General features: G+C 31.1%; 17 protein-coding genes. 7 read left to right on the top strand and 10 right to left on the bottom strand.

Features of this window, described 5'->3' with window-relative positions; translation table 11 throughout:
- Positions 1 to 32 precede the first annotated feature (32 nt).
- Together NMK29_RS10265 and NMK29_RS10260 are read right to left on the bottom strand one after the other, a co-directional pair.
- The gene (locus NMK29_RS10265) at positions 33 to 692 is read right to left on the bottom strand and encodes an alpha/beta hydrolase (RefSeq protein ID WP_108805448.1); all 660 of its coding nucleotides are present in this window, start codon (positions 690 to 692) and stop codon (positions 33 to 35) included.
- Positions 693 to 727: 35 nt separating this feature from the next.
- The gene (locus NMK29_RS10260; RefSeq protein WP_234424342.1) at positions 728 to 1480 is read right to left on the bottom strand and encodes a hypothetical protein; all 753 of its coding nucleotides are present in this window, start codon (positions 1478 to 1480) and stop codon (positions 728 to 730) included.
- A 606-nt stretch (positions 1481 to 2086) separates the two neighbouring features.
- Between NMK29_RS10260 and NMK29_RS10255 the strand changes: the two genes are divergently transcribed.
- The 4 genes from NMK29_RS10255 to NMK29_RS10240 all read left to right on the top strand — a co-directional run bounded on the left by NMK29_RS10255 (position 2087) and on the right by NMK29_RS10240 (position 5289).
- Positions 2087 to 2440 (top strand): hypothetical protein, encoded by a 354-nt coding sequence (locus NMK29_RS10255; protein ID WP_108805450.1) that lies wholly within the window; start codon positions 2087 to 2089, stop codon positions 2438 to 2440.
- 29 nt (positions 2441 to 2469) lie between these two features.
- Positions 2470 to 3339 carry a type IV pili methyl-accepting chemotaxis transducer N-terminal domain-containing protein gene (locus tag NMK29_RS10250; RefSeq protein WP_108805451.1) on the top strand — a complete coding sequence of 290 codons (870 nt, stop codon included), beginning with the start codon at positions 2470 to 2472 and terminating at the stop codon, positions 3337 to 3339.
- Positions 3340 to 3438: 99 nt separating this feature from the next.
- Positions 3439 to 4746, top strand: a complete 1308-nt coding sequence (locus NMK29_RS10245) for an alginate export family protein (protein WP_254097206.1) — start codon at positions 3439 to 3441, stop codon at positions 4744 to 4746.
- Between the two features lie 195 nt (positions 4747 to 4941).
- On the top strand, positions 4942 to 5289 hold the full coding sequence (locus NMK29_RS10240; protein ID WP_159092261.1) for a hypothetical protein: 348 nt from the start codon (positions 4942 to 4944) through the stop codon (positions 5287 to 5289).
- An 18-nt stretch (positions 5290 to 5307) separates the two neighbouring features.
- Here NMK29_RS10240 and NMK29_RS10235 read toward each other — a convergent pair whose 3' ends face one another.
- The 3 genes from NMK29_RS10235 to NMK29_RS10225 are packed head-to-tail and all read right to left on the bottom strand — an operon-like array spanning position 5308 to position 8826.
- Positions 5308 to 5637 carry a DUF4870 domain-containing protein gene (locus NMK29_RS10235; protein WP_108803995.1) on the bottom strand — a complete coding sequence of 110 codons (330 nt, stop codon included), beginning with the start codon at positions 5635 to 5637 and terminating at the stop codon, positions 5308 to 5310.
- A 13-nt stretch (positions 5638 to 5650) separates the two neighbouring features.
- Entirely contained in the window at positions 5651 to 6904 is a 1254-nt protein-coding gene (locus NMK29_RS10230; RefSeq protein WP_108803996.1) for a dihydroorotase family protein, read from the bottom strand.
- Complete coding sequence (locus tag NMK29_RS10225; RefSeq protein ID WP_108803997.1) at positions 6901 to 8826, bottom strand: BatA and WFA domain-containing protein; 1926 nt, start codon at positions 8824 to 8826, stop codon at positions 6901 to 6903. The genes NMK29_RS10230 and NMK29_RS10225 overlap by 4 nt, the downstream gene beginning before the upstream one ends.
- A gap of 237 nt (positions 8827 to 9063) precedes the next feature.
- Here NMK29_RS10225 and NMK29_RS10220 point away from each other — a divergent pair, with 237 nt between their 5' ends.
- Positions 9064 to 10299, top strand: a complete 1236-nt coding sequence (locus tag NMK29_RS10220; RefSeq protein WP_108803998.1) for a DEAD/DEAH box helicase — start codon at positions 9064 to 9066, stop codon at positions 10297 to 10299.
- Between the two features lie 54 nt (positions 10300 to 10353).
- Here NMK29_RS10220 and NMK29_RS10215 read toward each other — a convergent pair whose 3' ends face one another.
- Positions 10354 to 10863, bottom strand: a complete 510-nt coding sequence (locus NMK29_RS10215) for a porin family protein (protein ID WP_108803999.1) — start codon at positions 10861 to 10863, stop codon at positions 10354 to 10356.
- 183 nt (positions 10864 to 11046) lie between these two features.
- Positions 11047 to 11781 carry a YqjF family protein gene (locus tag NMK29_RS10210; protein ID WP_108804000.1) on the bottom strand — a complete coding sequence of 245 codons (735 nt, stop codon included), beginning with the start codon at positions 11779 to 11781 and terminating at the stop codon, positions 11047 to 11049.
- A gap of 54 nt (positions 11782 to 11835) precedes the next feature.
- On the opposite strand from NMK29_RS10210, the gene NMK29_RS10205 reads away from it, so the two are divergent.
- Both NMK29_RS10205 and NMK29_RS10200 read left to right on the top strand, forming a co-directional pair.
- Positions 11836 to 12564, top strand: coding sequence for an NYN domain-containing protein (locus NMK29_RS10205; RefSeq protein ID WP_108804001.1), 729 nt, complete (start codon positions 11836 to 11838; stop codon positions 12562 to 12564).
- A gap of 53 nt (positions 12565 to 12617) precedes the next feature.
- Positions 12618 to 14174: an NAD(P)/FAD-dependent oxidoreductase gene (locus NMK29_RS10200; protein WP_234424286.1), complete on the top strand. Its 1557-nt coding sequence runs from the start codon at positions 12618 to 12620 to the stop codon at positions 14172 to 14174.
- Between the two features lie 7 nt (positions 14175 to 14181).
- On the opposite strand, the gene NMK29_RS10195 is transcribed toward NMK29_RS10200, so the two are convergent.
- The 3 genes from NMK29_RS10195 to NMK29_RS10185 form a co-directional block, all read right to left on the bottom strand.
- On the bottom strand, positions 14182 to 15381 hold the full coding sequence (locus NMK29_RS10195) for an ATP-binding protein (protein WP_108804572.1): 1200 nt from the start codon (positions 15379 to 15381) through the stop codon (positions 14182 to 14184).
- A 281-nt stretch (positions 15382 to 15662) separates the two neighbouring features.
- Entirely contained in the window at positions 15663 to 15809 is a 147-nt protein-coding gene (locus NMK29_RS10190; protein ID WP_159092262.1) for a hypothetical protein, read from the bottom strand.
- A gap of 43 nt (positions 15810 to 15852) precedes the next feature.
- Positions 15853 to 17625 carry a cytochrome-c peroxidase gene (locus NMK29_RS10185; protein ID WP_234424287.1) on the bottom strand — a complete coding sequence of 591 codons (1773 nt, stop codon included), beginning with the start codon at positions 17623 to 17625 and terminating at the stop codon, positions 15853 to 15855.
- Between the last annotated feature and the right edge of the window lie 8 nt (positions 17626 to 17633).

The following is a 17633-nucleotide window of genomic DNA, read 5'->3' as shown; positions in this document are numbered from 1 at the left end:
AACTATCGCTTATTATGGTTTATACCGCTTTTCTAAATATGCTTAGTCAACCATTCTTTAAATTGATAAAAATTACGGGGATCTACTCCGTGACCAACTGGGAATTCGTTTAGCGAAGTGTGTATGCCTAACTCTTTTAACTTAACAGGAGCTTTTCTTGCCCAATCTATGGGGATAACTTGATCTACGCTACCATGCGAGCAGTATATGTTTAGTTTTGAAAAGTCATTACGATCGTAACCCTCTTTAATGATATCTTCATTTAAGTATCCACTTAAGGCTACTACATTTTTTATTTTTTCGGGATATGAAAGTGCTACAGAATAACTAAGAATTGTACCTTGACTAAAACCAAGTAGTGTTACGCTGGTAGGATCTAAATTATATGCAATAACTGCCTCGTCTATAAACGTAGCTATTTTATCACGAGATTCAATAGCCTGTTCATCATCACTAAACTTTCCTTGAGCAGCATCAAAATAGATCGCATACCAAGCATTACCATAAGGTTGCATAGGATAAGGTGCTCTTACAGAAATAATGAATAATTCTTCTTGTAATTCCGAAGAAAAAGAAAACAAATCATTTTCATCACTACCATACCCGTGAAACATAAATAAAACAGGTGTTTTGTCTTTTTTTATTGCTGGTTCTTTAATAATATGATGTAGCGATAACGATTTAGTTTGCATATTGTTTGTTTAAGTTAGTCATAGCCCATTAAGGTCTATTTTAGTTGTAAATGAATATGGTCATCATGTCTTACCGCTTGACAACCATGAAATCGAATTTTAGGATGTTGTATGCTCAATCGATTTTTTAAATGAGGTTCTATAAAGACCTTTCCGACTTCTTTTTGATTTACAATTGCCAAAAGTAAATCTTTTGTAGCTTTTTTTGAAAGCTTAAGTTGATTATTTGAAACCCCAAAAGTTAAGTATTTGGCAAAATCATATTGCCAATACCCCTTTTTTTTGCAGACTTCTATTTGATTATATTCAATAGGGCTTGGTTCTTCATATATACCATACCCAAATAGTGCTGGTTTTTTATTAGTAATTAAACCATCATTATTTTCATAAATAAAAGATATGTCAATTTTTTTACCATCATTATGACTTAGGTGAGGAGGTAAAGGGAATCCATCAATAAAAGGAAAATTAGCATCAAGGTATATAAGTTTAATACCACTATTTTTCTGATGAATCGTCCTAGCAATATTTTGTAATGATATATTTAATTCTGGAGTAACGTAGTTCCTATTACTAAGTTTGGTTAAAACAGTACAGGATTGTATAAATTCAGTATTTATAATTTTTTCTCTTCCAAAAAGAGGAGCTATATACGGTACTATAAAAAATGTACTGAATAGGTATAATCCAATAAACCAACTTATTTTTTTTAATCGATAGTTTTTTGATTTTTTAGAAGTGATTACTTCAGCAATAAAGTAAAATAGGCCACCAATTTGAGTTAACATTGTTAAAAGACATATGACTAAGATTTTTAAAATTATTTTGGTTATTCTTTTCATAAAAATGAGATACTGTATCTGTTAATTTTAATATTAATACTTTTTAACGAACCGTATTTTTATTAAATATCTATTAATTAATGTTTTATGCTTTTTAGTACAGATATTTCATTCCTGAGTCATTTTTTAACGTTTTGATATTAAACGCTAGTTAATTTTATGTTAAAAACGTATTAAAATTATGGTTTAACCGTAAAGTTAACATAGGTTTAGTAAATTTTAATACAAATTTTAGATTTATGTTATTTTTTTTAAAAAACTGAAAACCATTATTTTATAATTATTCATGAGCTTTTAGCGATTACAAGTAATGCTTAACTCTGTTATTATAAAATTTAATATTTATTCGGTGTTTAGTATTAACTATTGATCGTATTATTCTTGTTAATGATCGTTCTGAAGCCACGTTTAATCGATAAAAAATGCTTTTTAGCGATTTTGTAAATAGTTTTGACAAGTAGTATTAACACTTTTTTACGGTTTAACCGTAAATTTAAAATCATAAAATTTATTAATCAAATATTAACCTTTTAATTTCAAATCCCAAACTTTATGAAAAAAATTACCTACTTACTATTACTGTGTATATGTTTTAGTTTTACACAAACAGAAGATAGTTATCAGATGACTATAACAAAAATTTCTGATGCCTATAATGCTAAGAATGCCGACTCTCTTTTCGGATTATTCTCTCCTGATCTACAATCGTCATTTACATTAGATAAAGTTAAAAGTTTTATTACCAATAATCAATCAAAAAAAGGATCGATGGGAGAATCTTCTTTTTTAATGGATGATGATGGTAACAAGCGTTATTTAACGGAATTTGAAAATTCATCTACAATTCTAGTTTTAGGATTATCATCAGATAATAAAATCACTCATTTATCCCTAGAGGAATATTAAAAATTAATCTCAATTATAAAAATTAAACAATGAAAAATAGTTTTACATTTAAGTCTATAATGTTGTTATTCTTAGTAGGAATGGTAGCATCAAGCACAAATACGTTAAGTGCACAACAAAGTATGAAATATGGAATGTTAACCTTTAATAAAGCAGTTAATATTTCTGGAAAACAAAGAATGCTAAGTCAAAAGATGGCTAAGTCTTATTTATATTTAGTAGAAAATCCTAGTGATACCAAAGCAAAGAGAGATCTTTTAACAAGTAAGATTATTTTTGAAAAACAAAATGGTATTATAAATCAAAATTCAGGGTATAAGGTAACTAAAGATAGAATTGTAAAAGTTAATACTATCTGGGCTGAGTTTAAGAAACTTATAGAAAGTACACCTAATTACGATAATGCTAAGAAAATTATTGATTTAAATACAGATTTATTAAAAGCAACTAATGATGTTGTATCTGCTGTTATTGTAGAGTCTAAAGGAGCTAATAAAAGTGATGATGATTTAATGGAAGACGAAGGTTTAGGTGAATCCGATTTAGAGCTTAAGAAAATGATTAACATGTCGGGTAGACAACGTATGCTTTCGCAAAGATTGGCTTTATATTATTATGCTAATCAAACCACATTAAAAACGAAAAATTCTGCTTTAATGCTGAACAATGTATTTAATGAAATAGATGGTGCTATTACTATGTTATTGATTTCTAATTTTAATAATGCTCAAATCGATGAGAAGTTAGGAGTTGCAATGACAAAGTGGGAAAATGTGAAAAACAACAAAGAAAAACTTATGAATCAAGGATTTAAGCCGTCTGAGATGTATAAAATCAGCAATGATTTAACAAAAGCTTTTAATGCAGTAACAAGTTTATATGAGAAGGTGAAAATATAAATTAAAGTTTATACCTGTTATTTAAACGGGGAAAATTACGTATTTTAAACAAGTTTTTTAATACGTTTTTTTTTACCTAAATCTTAAAAACCAATTTATATGAAAAAAAGATTACAATTATTAATGTGTGCTATATTCCTAATAGGTAGTATACAGGCACAGGAATTAAGTATTGATGCAGATATAAGACCACGATTAGAGTATTTACACGGTTTTGGTAATTTAACTCCAGCTGGAGTAGATGCAGCTATATTTGTACAACAACGTTCTCGATTAAAATTTGGATATACTGCAGACAAGTTTTCTACATATCTTAGTGTACAGGATGTAAGTGTTTGGGGAGATACACCCCAGATAGCTGCGGCTGATAACAATAATAGTTTCTCACTAGCCCAAGCTTGGATTAATTTTAAGTTTGGCAGTGGATGGTCTACTAAAATAGGAAGACAAGCACTTTCTTATGACGATCAGAGAATACTTGGTGGATTGGATTGGGCAATGCAAGGAAGGTTTCATGATGCTGCATTAATCAAGTATAAAAATGAGAATGGTTTAAAACTAGAACTTGGTTTTTCTTTTAATCAAAATGGAGTAAGTAGAATCAACACTTTATTTGATCCTAATAATGATGGTAATGTAAGAGCTGTATTTGATTACAAAGGAATGGCTTATGCTTGGTTACATAAAGACTGGACTAAATTCTCTGGGAGTTTTCTTTTTGTAAATAATTCTTATCAGAATTTAGATACCGATGGTCAAACTCCAATTGATGGAACTGTAAATAGACAAACCTTTGGTACACATCTAGTTGCTAAACCTGCTAAAGGATTAAAAATAGCTTTAAACTTATATGCACAAACTGGAAAATTTACAGAAACAGTTGATTTATCAGCATATAATGCCGGTCTAGAGGTTACCTATAAACCAGGAAAAACTTTATTCGGAATAGGTGGAGAACTGCTTAGTGGTGATGATAATGGAGGAACAGATGGAGAGATTACATCCTTCTTCCCAATCTTTGGAACGAATCATAAATTTAATGGATATATGGATTACTTTTATGTAGGGAATCATGCCAATAGTGTAGGGCTACAAGATATCTATGCTAAAGCTGTGATCAAAACTGGTAAAAGCAGTAGTTTATTGGCAAAACTTCACTATTTCTCTGCTGCAGAAGATATTGCTGGAACTGATGATACATACTTAGGTACAGAACTAGATTTAGTTTTTACTCAAAAAATACTACCATATGCTACCTTAAAAATAGGATATTCTCAGATGTTTGCTGGAGATAGTATGGAAATTCTAAAAGGAGTTGCTGATCCTAGCGGATTACAAAACTGGGGATGGGCAATGTTAGTCGTAAAACCGAACTTCTTAAAATGGAGTCCAAAACCAAAACAATAGCATATAATAACAATACCATAATTCAAAACCTGCGAAATCAGTTTCGCAGGTTTTTTAATGTATTATTTTAAAATTCTTAATTTACAATACTGATAATTACATAATTCTTATTACTTAAATACGTATTAATACTTAATTTTGATAATTATTAGTGGAATATTCCCTAAATTTAAGCTCCTTAAAATAAATTTAATGATGAGAAAAATAATCTTTTTTAGTCTGTTCTTTTGTTTACATATAGGTGTGGCCCAGACAGATGTTGATTATGAAAGTACAATGAAGACTATCGTTGCCTCGTATAACGCTAATGATTCACAGAAAATTTTTGATCAATTTTCTACTGACTTACAAGCCTCTTTTACTTTAGATAAAGTAAAGGAGTTTATTACAAAAAATATGGATAGTCAAGGTAAATTTTCAGAATTTGATTTAATGGACCAAGATGAGGGATATAGATATTTAGTACAATCAGATAGTGATTCTGTAATACTAGTTATAAAGCTTTCTCCCGATTTAAAACTCACTAAATTTCTTATAGAATAAATAATTGTATAGTGTTATTTATTTCACGAATGTAAACCATTCTTGAAAGTAGGGGCCTACAATCGGAACAGTTTTTTGTTCTTCTCTAATGGCGGTTATTAAACCAAAAACCCAAAGTACGAAGATAAAAATGTAAAAGGAAGAGGAAATTATCCAAGAATCGAACATACTTACTAATGCTCCTAACAGATAAAAACCTATATTAATTCCTAAAGCTTGTCTGATATGAAAAGTAGCAAATTTGTTTTTGTTATCTTGATTCATAAAGAGCGCTATAATAGTACCTATTATAGTTATATATGATATGATAGCTGCAGTTTTACCTTGTTTTTCGTAATCTGATTGCATGAGAATTAAGTGTTTATTTTAATACTATTTGTCCATTAGAAATAATTCCATAAGTATCACCTTTCATAGCTTTTTCTAAAAATGCGCTATTTTTAGAAGTAGATCGTATGTGTTCTTCTTTGAATATAGAATTTCCTTTTGAGGTAAATAATGACAAGTTAGCTTTATTTCCCTTATCTATGGAATCTGTTTCAATTCCGAATATTGATTTTCCTTTGGTAAGTAGTGATATGGTATGATTGATATCTAGTATATTATTTAGAATTCCGAAAGTACTTTCTAAACCTATTGTTCCATACATAGCATTATCAAATTCTACTTTTTTATTTTCTACATCTATTGGTTGATGATCACTTGTAACCATATCTATAGTTCCGTCTTTAACTCCTTCAATTAAAGCATCTGCATCTTTTTTTGTTCTTAACGGTGGCAGTACCTTGTAATTTGTGTCAAAACTTGTTAATTCTTTATCAGTAAGAGATAGATGATGAACAGAAACACTACAAGTTACATTTAATTTATTTGATTTTGCTTCTCTAATTAATTGAACCGATTTTGCAGTCGAAATTGTCGGTATATGTAATTTTCCTCCAGTATATTCTAAAAGGAAAAGGTCTCTGGATATCTGCAATTCTTCTGCCAAAGCAGGAATACCTTTAAGTCCAAGTAATGTGCTTTGTTTTTCTTCGTGTACCATACCTTTTCCGGCAATACTAGTATCTTGTGGAAAGGAAAGGACCATACCGTCAAAATTTTGTGCATATAATAATGCAATCTTTAATAGGTTTGGGTTTTTGATAGGTTTTTTATAATCTCCAAAAGCAATAGCTCCAGCTTGTTTCATATCATAAAGCTCTGCCATGTCAATACCTTCTGATTTTGTCGTAAGAGAACCTATGGGGTAGAGGTCTACCGCGTTTTGTAGAGATTTTCCTTTCAGAAAACCTACAGAAGCACTGGTATCGATTATAGGAAGCGTGTTTGGGTTTAATCCAATACTCGTAAAACCACTTTTAGCAGCCACTTCAAGTCCATTAGTTATTGTTTCTCGTTCTTCATATCCCGGTTCTCCAAAACTTACGCTACTATCAAACCATCCTTGAGAAACATGTAATGTATCTAGTTTAATTTCCTCTACGTTTTCTGTTATTTCGATTAACGAATCGATATCTTTAATGATTCCATTTTCGATAAGAATATCTACTGTTTGATTATGAAAGGGCGATGATGGATCAAAAATAGTAGCTGCCTTTAATAAGAAATTCATTTGAGATATTTTAATAATAAGATTTCAATTAATAAGAAAATCAAAGCAAAAATAATAAACCATTTCCAAAGTTCGTGAATACTAGTTTCTTCTTTTATTTGCTCGAACAAAGTGGTTACAGAATCGCTTACCTCATATTCTTTTGTTGTAGAGAGGTTATAGTATTGTAAATCACTTTCTAAAGTATTGTAATTATAACCCACATGTTGAATCAATTTTTCTTTGTCCTTAAGAGCATAAATTCCTGCTTTAGAAGGAACCTCGTCTGTTGTAATTCTAACTTTGGTGGCAAAACTTTGCTGCAATGGAATACTACTTTCTTCATTTGATTCTAACGATAAAATTCCATCTTGCCCTAATGAAATAGGGATATCATAGGTGTTTATTTGTCCTATGTTATAAGAAATATCAGATAGTTTTAGACTTTGTTTTCCAATGTTGTATAAAGTGGGAACAATTAATGGAGAATTCTTAAAATTAGAGTTCTCGTTATTAATAGGCGCAGTAAATACATACATGGATTTTGTTACATACAAAAACGGGCTACTATCCTCAAAAGATAAGATAGTATTATTAGCAGTTGTTTGATAAAAGGAATTTACCTTTGGGTACTGAAAATTGGTAATTCTTTTATCAAAAACACCTTTGTATAAAGGATGAGAAAAATTAATTCCTGTTATTTTCTTTTCTTGAACACTTTTTGCTATTAAACTTTCCGAAGAAAAACTATTTATAAATTGTTGGTATGATGCAAGATTTCCATCCGTCGCAGGAATAAAACAAATAGTACCTCCTTGATCTTTAAAAGATTTAAGAGCATTAATTAGTGAAACAGGAATTTGCCTAATCTCATTAATTAGTACAAGATTAGCATTACCAATATCATTATAGTTTAACTCATCTATTTTGGCACTAATCAATAAAAACTCATCTGATGTGTAAATATTTTTTATAAAATTATCGTTAGTTTCATTAATAGCTACAACTTTTATTTTTTCGGGAGTATTAATGGTAAAATATCGATAATTATCAAAGTTTAAGGCAGGATCTTCTATAACAATACGTCCATTAATTTTAGTATTCTCATCAACTCTAAATTGAGTAGAAGTTTTACTGTTTTTAGGAATAGAAGCGGTTGTTTTAGCAATTAATTTTTCTCCATTATAAAAAGCAACAGAAATATTATCAGCACGAGCATCAGTATTACTTAATAAAACATTTAAAACCATTTCATTATTCTCATCTCTACTCAGAGAAAGACTATCAATAGCAATATTCTGGCGAGTTACAGGTGTTAGTTTTATAAGATTTGTTTTGGTTTCTGAGTCAGTAGGTATGTCAAAAGCTTCATCCTTTTGTTGAAAATCTGAAACCATAATGATACGTTTTATAGTTTCTGGAGAATTACCTAAAAGCTGTTTTCCTTTTAAGTACGCAGCACTATATGCTATCTGATTCGAAGTATATTCTAGTTGAAGTAAGTCATTTCGAATATCTTTTTTGGTAACCTCTTTAAAAGTTTCTGTATTCGTAAATATGGAAACAACTTCATCTTCTGGTAAAGAGCTAAGCAATTCCTGAATCGCTCTCTGCAGCAATGGACCTTTAGAACCTTTGGCTTGCATACTAAAAGAATTGTCGAGATAAATAACAGTTTCACTTTTTTTTCCAACGATTTCTTCTGAAGCTAAAAATGGTTGAGCAAAAGCAATAATAAGTGCTGCAAATGCTAATAACCTAGCTAATAGGGTTAACCATTTTTTAATTTGTGAACTCTTACGAGTCTGAATGGTAACTGCTTTTAGAAATTGTACATTGGTAAAAGGTACTTTTTGAAAACGTCTTAATTGAAATAAATGAACAATAATAGGAATAAGAAGAGCAAATAAAGCATAAAGAAATTCTGGGTGTTTAAATTGCATTCTTGATTATTGTTTGTCAAATATACTATAAGATTTGATATTGAAGGTTTAGACTTAACGAATTTTTAGGGTAAGATTTCACTAATTTAGATACTATTTTTAGAAATATCCTGCATTTTAGGTATTTACAAAATATGAAAACCCGAAGTGAAATAATATACTAAAATTAAACGTACCTTTGCCGCTATATTCAGAAATGGCATTATGTAGTAGATTGTTGTTTCTTAAACAATTTATATGTCATTTGAATCATTAGGATTATCCGATGCTTTATTAAAAGCAATCGACAAAAAAGGGTATACAGTACCTTCACCAATTCAAGAAAAAGCAATACCACCAATTTTAGAAGGAAAAGATGTTTTAGCATCTGCTCAGACTGGGACAGGTAAAACAGCGGGTTTTACATTACCAATCCTTCAATTATTAGCTCATAATAAACCATTTAGAAAAAGACCGATCCGTGCACTTATTTTAACTCCTACAAGAGAATTAGCGGCACAAATATTGGACAACGTAAAAGCCTATAGTACATATACAGATCTTAGATCTATGGTTGTTTTTGGAGGTGTAAACGCTAATCCTCAGATAAAGGCGTTAAGAAACGGAGTGGATGTTTTGGTTGCTACTCCTGGTCGTTTGTTGGATTTACACGAACGAAGAGCTCTATCCCTTTCTAAGGTTGAGATATTAGTATTAGATGAAGCAGATCGAATGCTGGATATGGGATTTCAGAGAGATATTAATAAAATACTAGCATTATTACCTAAGAAAAGACAAAACTTGTTATTTTCTGCAACATTTTCTAAAGAAATTAAAAAGTTAGCTAATGGGATTTTGTATCAACCTGTTTCTGTAGAAGCTGCTCCAGAAAATACCACCGCTGAGAAGGTGGATCAAAAGATGTACAAAGTTGATAAAGCGAAGAAATCTTCTGTAGTTATTAAGTTGATATCCGAAGGGAATTGGAAGCAAGTATTGATTTTTACGCGAACAAAACATGGAGCAAATCGCTTAAGCGAAAAGTTGTCTAAAAATGGAATTACATCTGCTGCAATTCATGGGAATAAGAGTCAGGGAGCAAGAACGAAAGCATTGAGTGGTTTTAAACAAAATAAAATCAGAGTTTTAGTAGCAACCGATATAGCAGCACGTGGACTTGATATCCCTTTGTTACCACATGTGATTAATTATGAATTACCGAACATTTCTGAAGACTACGTTCATAGAATTGGTCGTACAGGTAGGGCAGGAGCTAGTGGAGAAGCAATTTCCTTAGTATCTCAAGAAGAAGTAGCTTATATAAAAGGAATAGAGAAATTATTAGGATTAACGCTACCTAAAGAAGTTATAGAAGGTTTTGAGCCTAGTTTTGTTTTTGATTATAATGCAGCGCCACCAAAGAAAAATCAAAATTCTTCTAAACCTAAACGGAATAACAGAAACTATAATCGACGAAGAAAAAATAGATCATAAAAAAAGGCGGAAGTTTAACTTCCGCCTTTTTATAAGGTTTATAGCTGTTTTTTATTAAAAAATATAATATCCTACAGAGAGTTGAAAAGTTCTATTTTGACTACTAATAGCATCATCAACGTCTGTAAGACCATGATTATATCTTGCTTGTGCAAAGAATTTTCCAAAGGTTACGCCAGCTCCAGCAGCAACACTTACATCAAAGCTTTCTGGCTCACCAACTTCATAATCATCATTTACAACAACACCAAATTGTGGACCAGCCTCGAAACTAAGAAACTTTAAGAATTTATATTTCACTAAAATAGGAACGTTGATGTAGTCCACCTTTAAATCATCAGTACCTTGAGCAGAATATAAAACTTCTGGTTGAATAGCAAATTTACCTGGTAAACCTATTGTTGCTACCGCTCCTAGATGAAAACCAGTTCTGGCATCAGTGTCAAATCGAGAATCTATATTAGCGAAATTCACACCTCCTTTAACACCAAATTTTAAGCTTTGGGCATTTGAAACTGTGGTAAAACCGATAAGCGCAATGGCTAAAAAAAATAGTTTTTTCATGGGTATATTGATTGTTTGTTTAAATCAAATATAGAAACTTAAATATTAATAAAAGTTAAAGTTTTTTTAATGAGACTAGCGGTGTAGAGCTATTTTTTCTTATCATATTCCTCTTACCTCAATAATATATAGTATCGACGAAGTATTTATTTTTATGGGCAAAATACATTTTTTTAGATAATTTTATGGATAATAGACCTTTTTCTTTTTATTCATTCCCCAAGCGATTACTCGAACACCTTTAGAATAACTTGTCTTGTGAGGGATTCCTTTTAATAAATTATTAAAACGAGTATAATTAATTTCTAAATTGTTGATGTCAATACCGTTTATGCACCATTCTGGATGATGTATTTCATATTCGTTGATTGTATTCTTTACATCCTGAAAAAGAGCATATCGCTCAGTTAACCAAAGGTCAAGTTTGGACTTATTGTTTAGTTCTTTACCTACTGTAAATTTAATTTTTAGAGAATCTTTATACTTTTTATTTTTAGATGTATAGCTATTGGAGTCTCTTTTGATTTTAGAATATCTATAAGGAAGTTCCGAGATGGCTTTAGCAATACTGCAAGAAATTATTTTTCCTCCTTCAATGCTTAAGAAATAAACTCCGGTCTTTTTTCCAGATTTTATGTAAGTGCGAATGTTGATTTCATCAAAATTAGAAATAGGAGTAAAGTAGGGAAGAAATTTAGGTCTGATTTTTTCCATAGAAAATGCAACTAATGATACCCATGGTTCTCCATTGTATAAATCTATCTCCAATTCTTTAGGAACAAGTTTTCTTAATTCGTCATAGTCAACTTTCCAATGTAAGAATATTGCTCTATTCCATTCTTGATAAAATCTCCAATTATCAGACGGCAGTTCCCAAGGTCTATGTTGTGTGTTTTTTAGTATTTCTTTAATGCACATTAGATTACTATTGAATTCTTTTTTTAGCTATTGTATTTGTGTACCTTTAAAACCATGATGAAAGATACAAAATTGGCGGTCCTAATCGATGGGGATAATATACCTGCCAAGTATATAAAAGAAATGATGGAGGAGATTACCAAGTATGGAACTCCTACTATTAAACGTATTTATGGTGATTGGACAAAACCATACCTAGCAAAATGGAAAAATATTTTGTTAGAAAATGCAATAAATCCGATACAGCAATATAGTTATACTACAGGAAAGAATGCCACGGATTCTGCCATGATTATAGATGCAATGGATATTTTATATTCAGAAAAAGTGAATGGTTTTTGTTTGGTGTCTTCGGATAGTGATTTTACTAAATTAGCAATGAGACTGCGAGAAGCCGGTGTTGTTGTGTATGGAATTGGAGAAAAGAAAACTCCGGATCCTTTTATAGTAGCTTGTGATAAGTTTATTTATTTAGAAATTTTGAAAAAAGATACTGAGAAAAAAGATGGTAAAGAAAAGTCTGATAAATCTAATTTAGATAAAATCACTTCAAAAACAATTAGATTATTGAGGAATTCAGTAGAAGACGCTGCGAGTGAAGATGGTTGGGCTTTTTTGGGAGATGTAGGTTCATTAATTCTAAAGAAACAGCCTAATTTTGATTCTAGAAATTTTGGGTTTGCAAAACTAACCCCTTTGTTTAATTCGCTTAAGCAATTTGAAATAGATGAACGCGAGCATATTAGCGGAAAGTTTAAACTGATTTATGTTCGTAACAAATAGAGTTGTTTATAGGTAACATTGTATCTTCGTGAAAATTTTAGAATATATATCCTTTGCAATACGAATTTAGCATACAAGTATCACCAGAAATAGCTGCAGATCCAGACCGTTTAAAGATCATGGTGTCTAGAAAGAATGGAATTTCTATTGATGAGATTAGACACATACAAGTTTTAAAACGTTCTATTGATGCGCGTCAAAAGGCGATCAAAGTAAATTTGAAAATAAAAGTATTTGTACAAGAGGACTTTGAGGAAATACCAATTAAGTTACCTGATTATCCGGATGTTTCTAATGCTAGTGAGGTAGTAATTATTGGTGCAGGTCCTGCAGGTTTATTTGCAGCATTACGATGTGTTGAACTTGGGTATAAGCCGATTGTATTAGAAAGAGGAAAAGATGTTCGCGAAAGAAGAAGAGATCTCAAAGCTATAAATAGAGATCATATTGTTAATGAAGATTCTAATTACTGTTTCGGAGAAGGAGGAGCAGGAACTTATAGTGATGGTAAATTATATACACGTTCTAAAAAAAGGGGAGATGTAAATCGAATTCTTCAGTTATTAGTAGGTTTTGGAGCTACAGATCAAATTTTGGTAGAAGCACACCCTCATATTGGAACTAATAAATTACCTGCAATTATTGCGGCCATTAGACAAAAAATAAGAGAAAATGGGGGCGAAGTACATTTTGAGACTAGGGTAACCGATTTTGATATTAAAAATAATGAAATCGATTCTGTAATTCTACAAAATGGAGACCGCATAAAAACGAATAAAGTTATTTTAGCTACCGGACATTCTGCTAGAGATATTTTTGAATTATTGTACAAGAAAGAGATTGAAATAGAGGCAAAACCTTTTGCTCTAGGAGTTAGAGTAGAACATTCTCAGCAATTAATTGATCAGATACAATATAAATGTGAGGTTAGAGGACCTTATCTTCCTCCATCACCATACAGCATAGTAAAACAGGTTGATGGTAGAGGAATGTATTCTTTTTGTATGTGTCCAGGAGGAGTTATTGCTCCATGTGCAACAAGCCCAGGAGAAGTAGTTACCAATGGATGGTCACCTTCTAAAAGAGATCAACCAACTTCTAATAGTGGTATTGTAGTGGAGCTTCGTCTAGAAGATTTTAAAGATTTTTCGAAGTATGGACCGTTATCAGGGATGTATTTTCAGAAAAGTATTGAGCAACGCTCTTGGCATTTAGCTGGAGAGACTCAAAGAGTTCCTGCACAGCGGTTAGTGGATTTGACCAATAGAAAAGTATCTGTAGATTTACCAGAAACTTCCTATAAACCTGGTTTGAGTTCGATAGATATGGGAGAGGTTTTTCCAAAATTCATTCATAAAACACTACAAGAAGGATTTAAGGCATTTGATAAAAGCATGAGAGGGTATCTGACTAATGAAGCAGTGGTTCACGCTCCGGAATCAAGAACATCTTCGCCGGTACGAGTTCCTAGAGATAGAAAAACATTGGAGCATACACAAATAAAGGGGTTATATCCTTGTGGCGAAGGTGCTGGTTATGCTGGAGGAATTATTTCTGCAGCTATTGATGGAGAAAAATGCGCCGAAGCTTGTATAGCAACAATAAAATAAAATCTATTTATTTCTTTATAGAAAAGTCAAAAGAGGTACATACTCCAAGTGTAGATTTTACTTTAATACAGCCGCCAAGAGTTACCACTAGTTTTTTTACCGTTGATAAACCTATTCCATTCCCCTTGTTTCCGCTTCTATCGGTTCCATTTGCGGTAGTAAATAATTCGAAAATCGAGTCAATTTTATCCTCAGGAATTCCCATTCCATTGTCAGTAACTTTAAAATAATAGAAAACTTTATCTTCAGAATGTTCAATATCAATGATAATATGTTCTTTATCATTATACTTGATACTGTTCCCGATTAGATTAAAAAATATTTGCTTTAAAGCAGATTTGTTCGATTTTAATGATGGATTAGGTTCTGGAAAATTAATAGTACAATCTGGTTTAATACTTAATAATTCTGCTATTTCTTTTAAGAGATGATTTAGCTTAAATGATTCAGGCTTGTTTTGAACAAGGCTATCACTTTCATAATGATCCAATACATCATTAATGTAATCACTCATAGAAAATGATGATTGTTTTATATATTCAAAATACTCTGAAGTTTCCTTATCCAGATCGTTTGCTAATTTTAGTTTTAAAAGATCAGAAGTAGTAATCACATTAGCCAAGGGCATTTTTAAATCATGAGATATCACTCTGGCAAACTCTTTTAATGACTCGTTCCGTTTTCTAAGTTTATCTTCTATTTTTTCTAAGTCTTTGTTCTTTTTATTTAATTCAAAAAGAATAACTACTTGATGCGCTAATGATTTTAACGCCTCTAGCTGTTTATCACTAAGTGTCTTTGGTTGGCTGTCGATAACACAAAGTGTTCCTAGTGCAAATCCATTCTTGTCAATAAGAGGGATACTAGCATAAAATACTACAGTACCATCTAGTGTAAGTGGGTTATCATGAAATCTTTCGTCTGTTCTAGCATCATTTATGATTAAAGGAGTATCTGGATCTAAAATGGCATGTGCACAAAAGGACTGATTTCTAGGAATTTCTTTTGAAGAAAAACCATAGGAAGATTTAAACCATTCTCTATCATCATCCACTAATGATATAAGAGCAGCTTCTGTATCACAGAGATATGCGGCAAGCGCAGTTATTTCATCAAACTCGTTTTCAGGCTCTGTATCTAATATACCTAAAGATTTTAAAGCTTCAATTCTAAAATCTTCGTTAATGGGGAGTTCAGGAATAATCATCTTCATCAAGAATTGCCTGGTGTGAAACAATTCTTAATAAAATTAACAAAAAAATATTAAAAATTATGATTTCCCGTGTTGTATTCGATTAAATGTTAGTAAAGATTTAATATTTCTACAACTTTTAATTTAGAATCTATTGGAAATACCAAGAACTTGGTTGAAGAGAATTTGGGTTCACTATAGTGATTTGAAGTAATAAATGAGGCTTATTTATAGAGAATAAGCCTCGTTTATTGATCAGGTTTAATCAGAAATCTGCTTGTTCATATTTTCTGATTCTAAAAAATATTTTCTAAACCTGTTATTTCAAAAAACAGGCTACCTTCTTTTTTGCCTTTCGAAACATCTGGATTAACACTAGGATTGGTAAATGGAATGTCAACGACTCTTTCCTGACCGTAGTTTTGAGTAGTAAAATAATCCATTTAGATGTTTTTAATCTTATCCTGATCTCTAAATAAACTAGTTCTAATACTCGGATTCCGAAATATTATCATTTAGACTTTTTATGAATGCTATTATATCATCAATTTCTTGATTAGTAAGATTTAAGGGGTCTGGAGGTAATGTCTGATATTCTTGTTCTATACCAATTCCTGCGCCACCACCACGATTGTAAAAATCCATAACTTCTTCTAAAGTAGTATACACACCATTATGCATATATGGTCCTGTTAAAGCTGCGTTTCTGACTGTGGATGTTTTGAAAAAATGCTTTCGTTCTGGAGTTTTATAAATTTCATATCTACCTAAATCTTCACTTATCGTAGCATTAATCGTATCATTATGCTTAGGAACTCCTATAAGTTCCATTTCTGATTCTTTATAATCTGGAGGAACTGTCCCATTAAATAAAGGGGCAAAATGGCAAGTTGCACACTTGGCTTTACCATTAAAAAGGTTGTACCCATTAATTTCACTTGCTGATAAGGTGTTTTCCAAACCATTGATATTTCTATCAAATTTAGAATTAAAAGGAATCAAAGTACGAATGTAATTGGCTATTGCATTCCTGATATCGTTATTATTAATTTCCCGATTAGGATATACCTTAGCAAATTGTTCTACATATTCTTTATTACTAATAACAGCTTTTTCTAACGTTTTTAAATCAGAATGAAATTCATTTACATTTTCTACAACACTGATAATTTGTCCTTCTAATCCGCCAGCTCTTTTATCATAGAAAAAACCTTGCTGTAATGCCGCATACAGTAGCGTAGGACTATTACGAGTTACACCTTTTGAAATCTTTAATCCATCTGTAAAAGCTTTTTCTGGTTGATGGCAAGTAGCACAACTAACTTTTTTATCAGCTGATAAGTTCGTGTCATAAAACAACTTTGTACCTAGTGATACCATATCTTGGGTGATCTCTTTTTGATTTCTATCTGCAAAATAGGTTACATTAAAAGTATCTGAAGAGAAAAGAGAGGTTGCATCATTTTTAATAGCTAGTTCAAAAGGAAACTGGACTTTCCAATCAGAAACTGTTTGATTCCAAAGAGTTAACTGTTTATGGGTTCTGTTTTTAATAAAATGATAGCGATCAAATTCATTAAAATCACCTTGTAGGGAATCTATAGTGACTTGTATTTCTTCTTTCCACATCTTAAATAGATTAGGATCTTTAAATTCATCTTTAAACATAGATAAATAAGTGTGTAAGCTTTGATATACAATTTTAGAATCTTCTAATGAATTTTCTAAAACAGGAGAATCAAAACCAGTAATACCCGTAAGTGCTATTCGGTCAATTGCTTTTCTAAATAGCCATAGAAAGTGATACTGTTTTATGTGATCAAAACCTGTATTTTTCTGAATAAGTTTTAATCTACTAGCTATTAAATTCACATGTTTTATGATCGTTGTAGTGTCTTTTTTATCTACAAAGATTTCTTCTTCCAATACTTGATACCCACTAGGTGACTTTATTTTAATATCGGTGAAATCTTCTTCTTCAACCTTTAAAATATTTGGTTGGTTGAGAAAACCATAATTTTCAATATCTAATGTAGATAATACAGGTTCTAATTTTTTAAAGTATTTTCTAGATTCTTTAAAATTCTTTTCAATCTTATTAGGGTCCTGTTTTATACTATCTAAATGAGCAATTGCTAAAGAAATATCTTTATCAAATTGCTTCTGCATTTTGGTGTTGAATGAGATTGTTGTAGTTTCTTCTTTTTTTACTTCTTCTTCACAAGAAAAAAGAACAAAAAAAATAAAGAGGCCCGTCATAAGACAAG

Source organism: Aquimarina sp. Aq107, from assembly GCF_943733665.1.
Classification (GTDB): Bacteria; Bacteroidota; Bacteroidia; order Flavobacteriales; family Flavobacteriaceae; genus Aquimarina.
The sequence above is the reverse complement of the archived record's forward strand: the minus strand, read 5'-3'. Positions and strand labels throughout refer to the sequence as shown.

Bases quoted from the DNA above. Each gene is read 5' to 3' on its own strand.
- NMK29_RS10255 (WP_108805450.1), top strand. From the start codon at position 2,087: ATGAAAAAAATTACCTACTTACTATTACTGTGTATATGTTTTAGTTTT.
- NMK29_RS10195 (WP_108804572.1), bottom strand. From the start codon at position 15,381: ATGATTATTCCTGAACTCCCCATTAACGAAGATTTTAGAATTGAAGCT.
- NMK29_RS10210 (WP_108804000.1), bottom strand. From the start codon at position 11,781: ATGTGCATTAAAGAAATACTAAAAAACACACAACATAGACCTTGGGAA.
- NMK29_RS10205 (WP_108804001.1), top strand. From the start codon at position 11,836: ATGATGAAAGATACAAAATTGGCGGTCCTAATCGATGGGGATAATATA.
- NMK29_RS10185 (WP_234424287.1), bottom strand. From the start codon at position 17,625: ATGACGGGCCTCTTTATTTTTTTTGTTCTTTTTTCTTGTGAAGAAGAA.
- NMK29_RS10265 (WP_108805448.1), bottom strand. From the start codon at position 692: ATGCAAACTAAATCGTTATCGCTACATCATATTATTAAAGAACCAGCA.
- NMK29_RS10250 (WP_108805451.1), top strand. From the start codon at position 2,470: ATGAAAAATAGTTTTACATTTAAGTCTATAATGTTGTTATTCTTAGTA.
- NMK29_RS10220 (WP_108803998.1), top strand. From the start codon at position 9,064: ATGTCATTTGAATCATTAGGATTATCCGATGCTTTATTAAAAGCAATC.
- NMK29_RS10225 (WP_108803997.1), bottom strand. From the start codon at position 8,826: ATGCAATTTAAACACCCAGAATTTCTTTATGCTTTATTTGCTCTTCTT.
- NMK29_RS10190 (WP_159092262.1), bottom strand. From the start codon at position 15,809: ATGGATTATTTTACTACTCAAAACTACGGTCAGGAAAGAGTCGTTGAC.
- NMK29_RS10240 (WP_159092261.1), top strand. From the start codon at position 4,942: ATGAGAAAAATAATCTTTTTTAGTCTGTTCTTTTGTTTACATATAGGT.
- NMK29_RS10245 (WP_254097206.1), top strand. From the start codon at position 3,439: ATGAAAAAAAGATTACAATTATTAATGTGTGCTATATTCCTAATAGGT.
- NMK29_RS10215 (WP_108803999.1), bottom strand. From the start codon at position 10,863: ATGAAAAAACTATTTTTTTTAGCCATTGCGCTTATCGGTTTTACCACA.
- NMK29_RS10235 (WP_108803995.1), bottom strand. From the start codon at position 5,637: ATGCAATCAGATTACGAAAAACAAGGTAAAACTGCAGCTATCATATCA.
- NMK29_RS10230 (WP_108803996.1), bottom strand. From the start codon at position 6,904: ATGAATTTCTTATTAAAGGCAGCTACTATTTTTGATCCATCATCGCCC.
- NMK29_RS10260 (WP_234424342.1), bottom strand. From the start codon at position 1,480: ATGTTAACTCAAATTGGTGGCCTATTTTACTTTATTGCTGAAGTAATC.